We start from the raw sequence: 14,306 nt of genomic DNA on the forward strand, positions 1-14,306 counted from the left end.
AAAATATTGCTGATATTTTTATTGTAATATATGAGGAGAGTTCTAGCAATGAACAAAACGCAATCCGTCTTTTGATAATTTATCAAAATAAACGGCAAATATCAGGAAGGGCTGGTCCAATGCAATCCCCGCTTTCTAAAAGCTCCGCTGTAGTTATCGATAAACCCTTCTTAGAAAAGATTTGTATTAGGAGTATTATAACACGAAAAACCCCACCACAAACGAAGCTGTGGTGAGGTTTTCCTATTAATAAATCGGCGTATTATCTTTGGATATGTTTTCTAAAATTTCTTTGACGCGCGCAAGGAAGCGGCCGCAGATTAAGCCGTCCAAAACGCGGTGGTCAAGGGATAGACATAAGTTGACCATATCGCGGATGGCAATCATGCCGTCTTTGACAACCGGGCGTTTGACGATCGATTCCACTTGCAAAATCGCCGCTTGTGGATAGTTGATAATGCCCATCGATTGCACGGAGCCGAAGGAACCGGTGTTGTTCACCGTAAACGTGCCGCCTTGCATATCTTCCGGGCGAAGTTTGCCGGCGCGCGCCTTTGCGGCCAGCTCGGCGATTTCGCGTGCGATGCCTTTGATCGATTTTTCGTCGGCGTGCTTAATGACTGGAACAAATAACGCATCATCTGTTGCCACTGCGATCGAGATGTTGATGTCTTTTTTCTGGACAATTTTGTCGCCTGCCCACATCGAGTTGATCTGTGGGAATTCTTTCAATGCTTGCGCGACCGCTTTGACGAAGAAGGCAAAATATGTTAAATTGAAGCCTTCGCGTTTTTTGAATTCGTCTTTGATCGAGTCGCGATATGCCACTAAGTTCGTCACATCGACTTCGACCATCGTCCATGCGTGCGGCGCTTCGTGTTTGCTGCGAAGCATATTCGTGGCGATCGCTTTGCGCACAGGGGTGACTGGAATTTCGATGTCGCCTGCATGAACAGGAACGCTTGTCGCCGCCTGTTTTGGAACAGCTGCGGGTTCTGCTTTCGGCGCTTCTTGCACTGGTGTTGGCTGCGGTGCAGGCTGGGATGAAGCGGCCGGCTGCCCACCGGCTTTCGGAATATTTCCGGATTCGATGAGCTTTAACAAATCTTTGCGCGTAATCCGTCCTCCCAGTCCCGTTCCTTGCACTTGCTCTAAATCAATATTATGTTCTTGAGCGAGGCGAAGAACAGCTGGCGAATAGCGGCCTTTATTGGCCCGATCCGCTTTTTTTGGCGCTTGAGCAGCTGCTCCTTTTGTCTCTTCTGCTTTCGGTGCTTCCTCTTGTTTCGCTTCCGCTGCTGTTCCTTCGCCTTCCACTTCGATCGTACAAATCACGGCGCCAACCGGCAGCGTTTCTCCTTCATTCGCGATAATTTCTTTGATCACGCCCGTAAATGACGAAGGAATTTCCGCATTCACTTTATCTGTCATAACTTCGGCGATCGGATCGTATTTGTTTACTTTGTCGCCGACAGATACAAGCCATTTGCTGATCGTTCCTTCGGTGACGCTTTCCCCGAGCTGGGGCATGGTAAGTTGTTCAATTGCCACGTGGGATAACCTCCTATCTCCGTTCAAATCTGCATTTTGAATCGCAAAAATCCGTCTGCTTAAAACGCCGCTAGCTCGCGCATTGCCTTTTCGACCTTGTCCGGGTTCACCATAAAGAATTTTTCCATCGTCGGTGCGTATGGCATCGCCGGGACGTCCGGGCCGGCAAGGCGCATAATTGGCGCGTCTAAATCAAACAAGCAATGTTCGGCGATAATGGCGGCCACTTCGCTCATGACGCTTCCTTCTTTGTTATCTTCCGTAATCAGCAGCACTTTTCCTGTTTTGCTTGCCGCTTCGATAATCGCTTCTTTATCTAGCGGATATACCGTACGCAAATCAAGGATGTGCGCGGAAATGCCATCTTGCGCTACCCGTTCTGCCGCTTGCAGCGCAAAATGAACACATAATCCATACGTAATAACGGTAATATCGTCGCCCTCGCGTTTAACGTCTGCTTTGCCGATTGGCAATACATAATCTCCTTCCGGCACTTCTCCTTTAATCAGACGATACGCGCGCTTATGTTCAAAGAAAAGCACCGGGTCTTCATCGCGAATCGCCGCTTTTAATAACCCTTTTACATCATATGGTGTCGATGGCATGACAATTTTTAAACCTGGCTGGTTCGCAAAAATCGCCTCCACTGATTGCGAATGGTATAAGGCGCCGTGAACGCCGCCGCCGTATGGAGCACGGATGACGATCGGACAGTTCCAGTCATTATTGGAGCGGTAGCGAATCCGCGCCGCTTCCGAAATAATTTGGTTGACCGCAGGCATGATGAAATCAGCAAATTGAATTTCAGCAATTGGGCGCAATCCGTACATCGCCGCACCGATTCCGACCCCAACGATCGCAGATTCAGATAACGGGGTATCAATGACACGTTCTTCGCCGAACTGTTCATACAATCCTTGCGTTGCTTTAAACACCCCGCCCTTTTTTCCAACATCTTCTCCTAATACGAAGACGCGCGGGTCGCGTTCCATTTCCTCGCGAATCGCCATCGTCACAGCATCAATATAGGAAATCACTGGCATCGTCCATTCCCCCTTACTTCTCTGCATATACGTACTTTAAGGCATGTTCTGGTTCCGCGTATGGCGCCTTTTCCGCATAATCGGTCGCTTCGTCCACCTGTTTCATGACGCGGTCATGAATTTCTTTTTCTAGTTCGTCTGTTAACACACCGGCTTCTTTTAAATATTTCGCAAACGAAATAATCGGGTCTTTGGCACGCGCTTCTTCTAATTCTTCTTCGGACCGGTATGCGCGTTGATCGTCGTCGGAAGAATGCGAGGTTAAACGATAGGAAACCGTTTCAATCAATGTCGGTCCTTCACCGCGGCGGGCACGATCAGCTGCCTCTTTCACGACTTTGTACACTTCAAGCGGATCGTTTCCGTCTACCGTATAGCCCGGCATACCGTAACCGATGGCGCGGTCCGATACTTTTTCGCACGCCAATTGTTTTGAAATTGGCACAGAAATCGCGTATTTGTTATTTTCGCACATGAAAATAACAGGCAATTTATGCACGCCGGCAAAGTTCGCTCCTTCATGGAAATCGCCTTGGTTTGATGAACCTTCCCCAAACGTGACAAACGCGATAAAATCTTTCTTCTCCATTTTTGCCGCCAGCGCAATGCCAACCGCATGCGGCACTTGCGTCGTTACTGGAGATGAGCCGGTTACGATGCGATTTTTCTTTTTCCCGAAGTGGCCTGGCATTTGCCGGCCGCCGGAGTTTGGATCTTCCGCTTTCGCAAACGCGGAAAGCATTAATTCCGTCGGCGTCATCCCGAATGTTAAAACAACGCCCATATCACGGTAGTAAGGCAAAACATAATCTTTCGTACGATCAAGGGCAAACGCCGCGCCGACTTGCGCCGCTTCCTGCCCTTGGCAGGAGATAACGAACGGAATTTTTCCAGCGCGGTTTAATAACCACATACGCTCGTCGATTTTACGAGCCAACAACATCGTTTCATACATTTGCAATACCGTTTCATCGCTTAAGCCTAGCGCTTGGTGACGATTTTCAGCCATCGAAACAACCTCCCTTTATTCGCTTAAAAATGAATCGCTTTTCCATCCACGGCAAGCGCCGCTTCTGCCATCGCTTCTGATAACGTTGGATGCGGATGAATCGTATGCGCGACTTCCCACGGCGTCGCATCCAGCACGCGAGCGAGTCCCGCTTCGGAAATCATATCGGTAACGTGAGGTCCTACCATATGAACGCCAAGCAAGTCGTTCGTTTTTTGATCGGCCACGATTTTCACAAATCCTTCCGCTTCGCCAAACACGAGCGCTTTGCCGATCGCTTTAAACGGGAATTTGCCGACTTTGACATCATATCCTTTTGCTTTCGCTTCTTCTTCCGTTAAGCCGACGCTTGCGACTTCCGGACGGCTGTAGACGCATTTCGAAATCATGGTATAGTCGATCGGCGATGGATTTTGGCCGGCAATATGCTCGACAGCAACGATGCCTTCATGGGATGCTACATGTGCTAGCTGCAAGCCGCCGATGACATCGCCAATCGCATAAATATGCGATTCTTTCGTTTGGTAAAACTCGTTCGTTTGAATAAATCCCTTTTCGACGACAATATCGGTATTTTCTAAGCCGATTCCTTCAATGTTTGCCTGGCGGCCGACGGAAACGAGCATTTTTTCGGCGGTAAACGTTTTTTGCTCGCCGTTATATTCCGCTTTAATCGTCACACCATTTCCTTTTTCCAACGTTTCCGGCAAGACTTTTGCCCCTGCGACAATCGTAATGCCGCGGCGCTTAAGAAGCTTTTCTACTTCCTTGGATACATCGCGGTCTTCGGTTGGCAAAATTCGCTCCGCGTATTCCAATACCGTCACGTCGACCCCAAAATCATTCAGCATCGATGCCCATTCAATGCCAATGACACCGCCGCCGACGATAATAATGGAAGAAGGAAGTGTTTCCATTTGCAGCGCTTCATCGGATGTCATGACCAATTTGCCGTCAATGTCAAGGCCTGGCAGCGTCCGCGGACGCGAACCTGTGGCGATGATAACATTTTTCGGCACGAGCATCTCGTTTTCCGAACCGTCATTCATTTCCACGGAAATCGTCCCCGGCATCGGCGAGAAAATGGATGGGCCTAAAATGCGCCCAGTTCCGGCATAAACGTCAATTTTTCCTTTTTTCATTAAGTGTTGAACGCCTTTATGGAGCTGTTCGATAATGGCTGCTTTGCGCGCCTGCACTTTGGCGAAGTCAAGGCGTACATCGCTTGCCATGACTCCGAACGTTTCGCTGTTTTTCGTTTGTGCGTATACTTCCGCGCTTCGCAGCAGCGCCTTGCTTGGAATGCAGCCGGCATGCAGACACGTTCCGCCCAGCTTGCCTTTTTCGACAACGGCTGTTTTTAGCCCTAGCTGGGAAGCGCGAATCGCTGCCACATATCCTCCGGTGCCGCCGCCAAGGATGACAAGATCATATTCTTTTGCCATATCGTTTTCTCCTTTCTATCGCAAAACGGTTGTGTGTGCCACATTCCCGCTCGGATATACTTTGTCTTTTTCTTCGCCGCGCAACACGCGCAACGCCCCTTCCGCAAGCGCTTGCAACTCGTTTTCACCCGGGTGGACAAACACATCGGCAATCCAGTTCACACGATCAATAATTTCTTTCACAAATTGTTTTCCGTATGCAAGTCCTCCTGTTAAAATAATCGCGTCGACTTTTCCCGCCAATACGGCGCTTGCTGCACCAATTTCTTTCGCCACTTGATAGGCCATTGCGCTATAGATAAGCTTTGCTTTTTCATCTCCCGCTTCGATCATTTTTTCGACTTTCACGGCATCATTCGTGCCAAGGTAACCGACTAACCCGCCTTTTCCAACGAGCATGCTCATTACCTCATCACGATAATACTCTCCCGAGAAACATAGCGAAACGAGATCTCCCGCAGGCACCGTACCGGCTCGCTCTGGGCTGAACGGTCCTTCCCCGTCCAAACCGTTATTCACATCCACCACTCGACCTTTTTTATGAGCGCCGACGGTAATCCCGCCGCCCATATGAGCGACAATCAGGTTCAGTTCTTCATATGGTTTGCCAAGCTGCTTGGCGACACGGCGTGCTACCGCCTTTTGGTTTAGCGCATGAAAAATGCTTCTTCGTTCAATCAGCGCAAATCCCGAAATGCGGGCAATTGGTTCCAGTTCATCGACAACAACAGGGTCAACAATAAACGCGGGGATATTTAGCGCCGAAGCAATTTCATGCGCCAAAATGCCGCCAAGATTGGAAGCGTGCTGCCCAGAATAGCCTTTTTTCAAATCTTCCAGCATTTGCTCATTGACGCGGTACGTTCCGCCTTCAATCGGGCGCAAAAGTCCGCCGCGGCCGCAAACAGCGCTTAATTTGGAAAGATTGATGCCTTCTTCATCAAGCGCGTCTAAAATCGTTTGTTTACGAAACTCATATTGATCAATAATCGATGGATAGCGCTGCAGCGTTTCCGCGTCATGGCGAATCGTTTTTTCAAAAATGGAGCGTTCATCTTCAAACACACCAATTTTTGTCGAGGTCGATCCAGGATTAATGGTTAAAATGCGAAACTTCTGCTCTTGCAACGTTTGTAACCTCCATTTCTGACCATGGAAGCGGGAATCATTCTCCCGCCTCCATGTGTTGTAATTAACGACCGCGACGTCGACTTAAAATGTGATGGCCGTTTTGTAAAAATTGGCTGCGGGACTTGCGCATCGTTTCAATCCGTTCCTCCGCAAGGCGGTCTGCCGCTTTATATGTTGGAATACCATCACGTTTGGCAATCGCAAATACTTTTTCGATATTGTCGTAAATTTGTTCGATTTTTTTCATTGCACGCTCGCGATTGTAGCCGTACAACTCATCGGCAACGTTAATGACGCCGCCGGCATTGATGACATAATCCGGCGCGTACACGATGCCCATTTCATGAATGATATCGCCATGTCTTGCCTCTTTTAGCTGGTTGTTCGCCGAACCGGCAATGACTTTCGCTTTTAATTGCGGAATCGTTTGGTCGTTAATAATCCCGCCAAGCGCACATGGAGCAAAAATGTCGCAATCGACGCCGTAAATATCGTTCGGATCTACCGCTTTGGCGCCAAATTCTTCAACGGCGCGCTGCACCGCTTCTTTGTTAATGTCAGTAACAATAAGTTGCGCCCCTTCTTCATGAAGATGACGGCATAAATGATAGGCGACATTGCCGACCCCTTGCACAGCAACGACTTTTCCCTCTAATGAATCGCTGCCAAATGCTTCTTTTGCCGCCGCTTTCATACCGCGATAAACACCATAGGCGGTTGCGGGAGATGGATTTCCGGAAGAACCAAATTCAGGGGAAATTCCTGTGACATAATCTGTTTCTTGATAAATAATATCCATGTCTTCCACCGTTGTACCAACATCTTCCGCTGTAATATAGCGGCCGTTTAATCCTTGAATAAAGCGGCCGAACGCGCGGAACATCGCTTCATTTTTATCTTTGCGCGGGTCACCGATAATGACCGTTTTTCCGCCGCCAAGGTTGAGCCCTGCCGCAGCGTTTTTATACGTCATGCCGCGGGCTAAGCGGAGCGCATCTTCAATCGCTTCTTCTTCCGAGTTATACATCCACATGCGCGTACCGCCTAGCGCCGGTCCGAGCGTTGTATCGTGAATAGCGATGATCGCTTTCAATCCCGATTCTTTATCTTGGCAAAACAGCAATTGTTCATAATCGTATTTTTCCATGTATTTAAACAGTTCCATGATAACTTCCTCCCTAATGGTTTATTTGGACGCGGAACAAACCGCGAGCGCTAACGAATATAATTTGCTTTCCGCCGAATCGGCGCGTGATGTAAGGACAATCGGTGCCTTCGCCCCAGCGATGACGGCCCCGACTTTGGCATTGGCAAAATAAACAAGTGACTTATATAGCATGTTTCCCGCTTCAATGTCAGGAACAAGCAAAATATCTGCCCTTCCCGCCACTTCGCTGTCAATGCGCTTATGCTCCGCCGCTATAGCCGAAACAGCATTGTCGAGGGCAAGCGGTCCATCAATGATGCAATCTTTTATTTGTCCGCGTTTTTGCATCGTGGTCAGCGCTGCCGCATCAACGGTAGCCGGCATCGCTGGGTTGACTACTTCCACCGCCGCAAGCGGCGCCACTTTCGGCACGTCAATGCCAATTGACCGGGCTACGGCAACGGCATTCGCCACAATCTGCGCTTTTTGTTCTAAATCAGGTGAAATATTCATCGCGGCATCCGTCACAATAATGAAACGGTCATAGCCGGCAACTTCAAATACCGCGACATGGGAAAGCACCTTTCCCGTGCGCAAACCATACTCTTTGTTTAACACCGCTTTTAAAAGCGTAGCGGTCGGGATGTTCCCTTTCATCAAGACATTTGCCTCATTGAAGTGAACGGCTTTTACCGCCAGCTCAGCGGCTTGCACAGTGGAATTGGCATGGACGATTTCAATATGTCTGGAATTCTCATAGCCTTTTCGCCTCAACAGTTGCACAATTTGTTCACGGTCTCCATACAACACAAACTTTCCGAAATGGCGATCGATCGCCATCGTTACGGCATCAATTACTTCTTCATCTTCCGCTGCCGCGACGGCTACCGTCATATCGGTATATTTGGTTGCATGATCGATCAACGATTGCAGCTTCATCTTATGCACCAACCTCTTTATGAAATTTGTGGAGGCACCTTTATTAGTATGCAAAAAACGTGCCAACCCCAAAAACTTGAAAGCGCTTTATTTTTTCGTTGATTATAAGCAATAATTTGCATGGTGTGCAAATTATTGCATGCTATTTTTGTCAATATTATATTTCTCCAACTTGTAATATAAATTGCGAATCGAAATGCCCAGCGCCCGCGCTGTCGCCGTTTTATTGTTGTTGTATTTTCGCAGCGCCTGCTTGATGATGCTTGCTTCATATTGCTCCACCATCTCCTCAAGCGGACGGATTTCCGTCTCCTTCTCATTTTTATGGGGAGAAGAATCGGCTCGCGAAATATCAAGGGGCGGAATATGATGAACATCGATCATCACTTCATTAAACTTCATAAAAATCATCGCCCGGCCTAATACATTTTCCAATTCGCGAACATTTCCCGGCCAATCGTAAGCAAGCAGGAGGTCAAGCGCGGCCGAAGTGACTCCTTCGACATTGCGTCCGTAGTCTTGATTAAGTTTTTGAATTAAATGCTGGCATAGTGCGGGTATATCTTCTTTTCTCGCCCGCAATGGAGGAATATAAATTGGCATGCGATTTAACCGGTAGTATAAGTCTTCACGAAACGTTCCTTCTGCGATTGCTTTTTCCAAGTTGACATTCGTGGCGGCAATGACACGGACGTTAATCGGGATTGGCTTCGTGCCTCCAACGCGGACGATTTCCCCTTCTTGCAAAACGCGAAGCAGTTTCGCCTGCGTATTCGCAGAAAGCTCACCGATTTCGTCCAGAAAAATGCTGCCGTTGTTCGCTTCTTCAAACAAGCCGCGTTTGCCGCCGCGCTTTGCCCCGGAAAATGCCCCTTCTTCATAACCAAACAGCTCGCTCTCTAATAGTGTTTCAGGAATGGCCGCACAATTGACACGGATAAATTTGTTATATTTTCTATCACTTGCATTATGAATCGCGTGAGCAAATAATTCCTTTCCTGTGCCGGATTCGCCACGCAGCAATATCGTCACCGGCGTTTTTGCGGCTACTTTCGCTTGTTCAATTGCTACCTTTATTCCCTCTGACGTACCGATAATATCGGCAAACGAATATTTCGCTTCGAGGGTACGGATAATTTGCCTTGCCCGATTAAGCTCCGCTGTCAGCCGCTGGATCTCGGATACGTCATGAATCACCCCGACGCTGCCTTTCAGCACTCCATCGACAATAATCGGCGCTACATTCACGACCACGTCGCGGTTTTTCGGCCCGACTTTCATGCGCACCCCGCGGACGGGCCGTCGCGTTTTGAGCACTTGCATATGCATGCTTTCCCCTTCGGCGATATCGGCGGTCGCCGGCTTGCCGATTACTTCTTCTTCCGTCAGGCCGGTAATGCGCGTATAAGCGGGATTAATTAAAATGCCGTTTCCATGCTCATCAACAACGGAAATAGCTTCCTCTGAAGAATGAATAATCGCCTCCAACATCATGCGCATTTCTTTCAAGTCGGTAATTTCCTCTGCTAGCTTTACTAATTCCGTAATATCTTTAAAAACAGCTAATGCACCGAACAGTTTACCCGTTTCATCAATCATTGGAATTCTCGTTGTAATGATTTTTTTGCCATTTTCTAATTTTAATTCTTGATGAAATTCTGTTTGTTTTGTTTTTAACACTCGCGGCAGGCCGCTCGTTGGAATGACTTCTAAAATGTGTTTTCCGATGACTTCCTCTTTATCCACTTCAATCATTTCCGCGGCGCTGTTATTGATATCCGTAATATAAGCAAACTCGTCAACGACAATCATTCCGTCATGCGCAGAATTAAAAATCAAACCGCGCCTTGTTGTTTCGCTTTTCAGTTTCGCAATCAACATTTCTTTTTCTTCGACAAGTTCGGCCATTATATGAGCAACTGTCCCTGGCACGACAATCGTATTCGGCGAACAATGTTTGCGGATCTCATCCAACACTTCCTGTTTTCCTGTCGCTTCAATAATAAGGTCAATTTCTTCACTCGTAAAAGCACGCCAGTCGGTTCCAGTAGCAATATTCATTTCTTTCGCAAGTTTTATACCGCAAGCTTTCTCATTGATATCAACTACTGCGACAATTTGAAACATTGTTGTTTTTTCCAGCAGCTTTAATAGTGCTGTGCCTCCATTTCCAGCTCCAATAATCAATACCTTTTTCATTTTTATTCACCGCTCTTTTCAATGTGCAAGTTTTTGCAGGTATTTTTATCATAATTATTTTTTCTTTGCTTGACAAATAAAATGGAACCGTTATGATGAGGGATGAAACAACTTTTTCTCTGTGAAAGGATCATGATCATAATGGTACGGATCATCGCTCTGCTCATTTTAGTCATTCCTGGTTTGTTAGCCGCACTAGGCATTAAATGGATGCGTGATACACTATTTGGTATTTTGCATTCTCCATTTCCGTCCCTTTCACTGCAATTTTTGGGCGGCTTTCTTTTGTTTGCAGCTGGCTTGTCTTTTATCGGGGGGTTTATTTTACATCGTGACCGAAAACGAAATAAAGTCCAACCACGATTTCAAAAAAAGAAAAAAACGCCTTAAACGGTTCTCGCGCTTAGGGCGTTTTTTTATTTTCCCGAATATTCTTCGCATTGCGCGGATAATCAGTAAAAATGGCATCCACTCCGTATTGGAACATTTTTTCCATTAGTGGCTCTTGATTAATCGTAAATGGACGGATGGCAATTTGATAATGACGAGCTTGGCGAACAAACGGCTCCGTCACCGTTCGATGATAAGGGTGCAATCCATCCGCTCTCATCACTCGAACATATTTCCACGGATCGTATAAAGACTCCATATATAATAAAGCCGTTTCTATATTTGGCGCAAGACTGCGACAAAGCGCCATACTATTATGATTAAAAGACGATAAAATAATGCGATCTTCCAGGCCATAATGCCGGATCATATCGATGACTTTTTGCTCTAATGTTTCATACGCAATCAAACTGTTTTTTAACTCAATATTCAACAATAGTGTCGTCGAGCAAATCCATGCCAGCACTTCCTCTAATAGAGGGATGCGACAAACATCATATTGATCGGCAAATTTATATACAGCGTTAAATTGCTGCAATTCCCGATACGTAAAATCTTTTACCCAGCCAGTTCCATCTGTCGTTCGGTCGATCGTTTCATCATGAATGACAACAATTTGCCCATCTTTGGTCAGTTGTACATCCAATTCAATTCCATCTGCTCCGACTCGTTCTGCTTCATAAAAAGCGATCATCGTATTTTCCGGATGTGTGCCGGCGGAACCGCGGTGCGCGAAAATTTTTGTCATACGTTTGTTTACCCCTTTCTGTCGAACCCATGCAAAAGCGATCATCAAAATATATGCGAGAAAACAAAAAAGTTTGCTATACTGTTTGATAAGCAAGTGAGGTGATAAGATGAGACCGCTGCAAATTTCCTTGGAAACAGCGCAAAAATTAGCGAAAGCGTTAGGAATGCCCATCGAGCAGATTATGCATATGCCTCAACATATTTTAATCCAAAAGTTGCTCGAATTAGAAAAAAAGCAAAGTGAACAACAATAAGAACAAAATTTCCAGAAAAAAAGGTAGTCATCGCAAGACTACCTTTTTTTATTAAGAAGCTTTATGTTCCAATCTTAACTTATCCGCCACCATCGCGATGAATTCGCTGTTTGTCGGTTTGGCTTTGGACATACTGACCGTGTAGCCGAACAAGGAAGAAATCGATTCAATGTTGCCGCGGCTCCAAGCAACTTCAATCGCATGGCGGATCGCCCGCTCTACACGGCTGGCGGTTGTGTTGTATTTTTTCGCAATGTCTGGATAAAGCACTTTCGTAATGGAACCGAGCAATTCGATATCGTTATATACCATCGCGATTGCTTCACGTAAATATAAATATCCTTTAATATGCGCCGGAACGCCAATTTCATGAATAATGCTCGTAATGCTTGCATCCAAGTTTTTCGGCTTGTTATCCCGTGCTTGGTAGGAAGACGATGCTTTTTTCACCATTGGTGTTGTTTTTCCATACACTTGACGGATATGATGTACTAAATTTTCCATGTCAAACGGTTTTAAAATAAAGTAGGAGGCGCCAAGTTCAACCGCTTTCTTCGTCACGTCTTCTTGGCCAAATGCCGTTAACATAATCACGCTTGGTTGTTTTTCCAGCTTTGTGCGGATTTTTTCCAATACAGCCAACCCATCTAAATGCGGCATAATAATGTCTAGCAGCAAAATGTCCGGCTGTTTTTCCTCAAGCATATATAAGCAATCTTGCCCATTATAGGCAGTCCCGATCACTTCCATATCGTTTTGGCTGGAAATATATTCTTCCAGCAAGCTCACTAATTCACGATTATCATCTGCGATACATACTTTAATTTTCAAGAAAATCTTCCTCCTTACTTCCTAATTATTTATTTTCACTATGTAGAAAATTCCATTAAGACAATTCGACAATATGATGAAAAATCCTTTTACTTTTTTCAAAAATGCTAAAAAAACAAATAATTCATGAAATTATAACAGAAATTGAGTTGATTGGACAATTTTAATATAAATATTGCCACATTTTTGTCGAAAAATCTTTACACATTCATTTTATATGATGTTTCACCAAATATCTATGCAAAAACGCTGAATTTATTGACGTTTTTCACGAAATTTTTTACATAAAAAATTGAAAAAGGCGAGCTACATGTCAGCTCGCCTTTTTATTTGATTTTCCATATACATCAATTCCTGCTTCATTTAACATCCATTCGATATGGACGCCATAGCCAGATGTCGGATCATTGACAAATACGTGAGTAACTGCGCCAACTAATTTCCCATCTTGAATAATTGGACTTCCGCTCATTCCTTGAACGATGCCACCCGTCTTTTTTAATAAGCGCGGGTCCGTAACACGAATGACCAGTCCCTTTGTTGCTGGGAATTTTTGCGGGATAGTGCTTACAATTTCAATATCAAATTGCTCGACTTTATCGTTTTCCACAACGGTTAACATTTTTGCTGGGCCTTCTTTTACTTGGTTCGATAACGCAATTGGAATTGGTTTATTCATAATTCCATTGTCTACCGGTTCCGTCAACTTTCCGAAAATGCCAAACGGGCTGTTATTCGTAATATTCCCAATCACTTCTTCCTCATCGGAAAACCGTGCTAATTTTTCGCCAGGACTGCCGCTGCTTCCTTTTTCAATTGATGTCACAGTTGATCTCATAATTTGGCCATTTTGAACAACAATCGGTTTTTTCGTATCCATATCGGAAATGACATGACCTAGTGCTCCATATTTTTTGGAAACAGGGTCATAAAACGTCATCGTCCCGATACCAGCGGCAGAATCCCGAATGTATAATCCAACGCGGTAAGCATGATCATGTTTATCCTTTAACGGAACTAATTTCGTCGTAAAAGAGTGTTTGTCGCGAAGAACTTGAAGATGTAGCGGTTTTCCTGTTTTTCCTGCTTCCTCAATAAAAGGAGAAAGGTCACTCATCTTTTCAATTTTTTTGCCATTAATCCTTGTAATAATATCTCCTACTTTAATCCCAGCAATTTCGCCTGGTGATTTTTTTCCTTTTTCTGTTTCGACGAGATGGTAGCCAACCACAAGAACTCCTACTGTATTTAACTTAACACCAATGGATTGCCCTCCAGGGATGACTTTCAAAGTCGGCAAAACGTTTACATCTACCTGTTTTACCGGCATTCCGGCAACTTCTAATACCATTTTCTTTTCTCCACTTTGTTTTGCTTTTACGGAAAACGAATCAGCATGTTTGTGAACTTCTATCGATTTGGGAGCGTCTTTCACCGTTGCTTGGACTGGAAGCGCTGCAGTAGAAAATCGCATCGCTTCACCTTCAAACATCACGATTTGTTTTGGAATTTGAAAATATTCTTTAACCGGTTTCGACATACCGATCATGATGAACGAAACAAGGAGAAAAACCCCCATTATTTTTCGGATTGCCTCTGTATTCAATCTTTGTCACT

General features: G+C 45.5%; 13 protein-coding genes. 2 read left to right on the forward strand and 11 right to left on the reverse strand.

The features are described 5' to 3' along the window. Positions 1 to 246 precede the first annotated feature (246 nt). The 8 genes from DER53_RS16315 to DER53_RS16350 all read right to left on the reverse strand — a co-directional run bounded on the left by DER53_RS16315 (position 247) and on the right by DER53_RS16350 (position 10,464). On the reverse strand, positions 247 to 1,551 hold the full coding sequence (locus DER53_RS16315; protein ID WP_062752857.1) for a dihydrolipoamide acetyltransferase family protein: 1,305 nt from the start codon (positions 1,549 to 1,551) through the stop codon (positions 247 to 249). Between the two features lie 59 nt (positions 1,552 to 1,610). After that, positions 1,611 to 2,594, reverse strand: coding sequence for an alpha-ketoacid dehydrogenase subunit beta (locus tag DER53_RS16320; RefSeq protein ID WP_015864425.1), 984 nt, complete (start codon positions 2,592 to 2,594; stop codon positions 1,611 to 1,613). A gap of 13 nt (positions 2,595 to 2,607) precedes the next feature. Continuing rightward, positions 2,608 to 3,603, reverse strand: a complete 996-nt coding sequence (locus DER53_RS16325; protein WP_015864426.1) for a thiamine pyrophosphate-dependent dehydrogenase E1 component subunit alpha — start codon at positions 3,601 to 3,603, stop codon at positions 2,608 to 2,610. Positions 3,604 to 3,626: 23 nt separating this feature from the next. Next, positions 3,627 to 5,048, reverse strand: a complete 1,422-nt coding sequence (gene lpdA, locus DER53_RS16330) for a dihydrolipoyl dehydrogenase (protein ID WP_062752859.1) — start codon at positions 5,046 to 5,048, stop codon at positions 3,627 to 3,629. Between the two features lie 15 nt (positions 5,049 to 5,063). Beyond that, positions 5,064 to 6,176 carry a butyrate kinase gene (gene buk, locus DER53_RS16335; RefSeq protein WP_015864428.1) on the reverse strand — a complete coding sequence of 371 codons (1,113 nt, stop codon included), beginning with the start codon at positions 6,174 to 6,176 and terminating at the stop codon, positions 5,064 to 5,066. Between the two features lie 64 nt (positions 6,177 to 6,240). Continuing rightward, entirely contained in the window at positions 6,241 to 7,344 is a 1,104-nt protein-coding gene (locus tag DER53_RS16340; protein ID WP_062752860.1) for a leucine dehydrogenase, read from the reverse strand. Between the two features lie 21 nt (positions 7,345 to 7,365). Further along, positions 7,366 to 8,265 (reverse strand): phosphate butyryltransferase, encoded by a 900-nt coding sequence (yqiS, locus tag DER53_RS16345; RefSeq protein WP_062752861.1) that lies wholly within the window; start codon positions 8,263 to 8,265, stop codon positions 7,366 to 7,368. 132 nt (positions 8,266 to 8,397) lie between these two features. Beyond that, positions 8,398 to 10,464, reverse strand: a complete 2,067-nt coding sequence (locus DER53_RS16350) for a sigma-54 interaction domain-containing protein (protein WP_062752863.1) — start codon at positions 10,462 to 10,464, stop codon at positions 8,398 to 8,400. A 141-nt stretch (positions 10,465 to 10,605) separates the two neighbouring features. On the opposite strand from DER53_RS16350, the gene DER53_RS16355 reads away from it, so the two are divergent. Next, complete coding sequence (locus DER53_RS16355; protein ID WP_015864432.1) at positions 10,606 to 10,854, forward strand: DUF2627 domain-containing protein; 249 nt, start codon at positions 10,606 to 10,608, stop codon at positions 10,852 to 10,854. 13 nt (positions 10,855 to 10,867) lie between these two features. On the opposite strand, the gene DER53_RS16360 is transcribed toward DER53_RS16355, so the two are convergent. After that, positions 10,868 to 11,602, reverse strand: coding sequence for a glycerophosphodiester phosphodiesterase (locus DER53_RS16360; protein ID WP_062678703.1), 735 nt, complete (start codon positions 11,600 to 11,602; stop codon positions 10,868 to 10,870). 109 nt (positions 11,603 to 11,711) lie between these two features. On the opposite strand from DER53_RS16360, the gene DER53_RS16365 reads away from it, so the two are divergent. Next, positions 11,712 to 11,858 (forward strand): YycC family protein, encoded by a 147-nt coding sequence (locus DER53_RS16365; RefSeq protein WP_015864434.1) that lies wholly within the window; start codon positions 11,712 to 11,714, stop codon positions 11,856 to 11,858. A gap of 51 nt (positions 11,859 to 11,909) precedes the next feature. Here the strand turns inward: DER53_RS16365 and spo0A are convergent, their stop codons facing one another. Beyond that, complete coding sequence (spo0A, locus tag DER53_RS16370; RefSeq protein ID WP_062752865.1) at positions 11,910 to 12,689, reverse strand: sporulation transcription factor Spo0A; 780 nt, start codon at positions 12,687 to 12,689, stop codon at positions 11,910 to 11,912. A gap of 313 nt (positions 12,690 to 13,002) precedes the next feature. After that, the gene (spoIVB, locus tag DER53_RS16375) at positions 13,003 to 14,295 is read right to left on the reverse strand and encodes a SpoIVB peptidase (protein WP_015864436.1); all 1,293 of its coding nucleotides are present in this window, start codon (positions 14,293 to 14,295) and stop codon (positions 13,003 to 13,005) included. Positions 14,296 to 14,306: the final 11 nt, after the last annotated feature.

The sequence above is a fragment of the Parageobacillus toebii NBRC 107807 genome (assembly GCF_003688615.2).
GTDB lineage: Bacteria > Bacillota > Bacilli > Bacillales > Anoxybacillaceae > Parageobacillus_B > Parageobacillus_B toebii.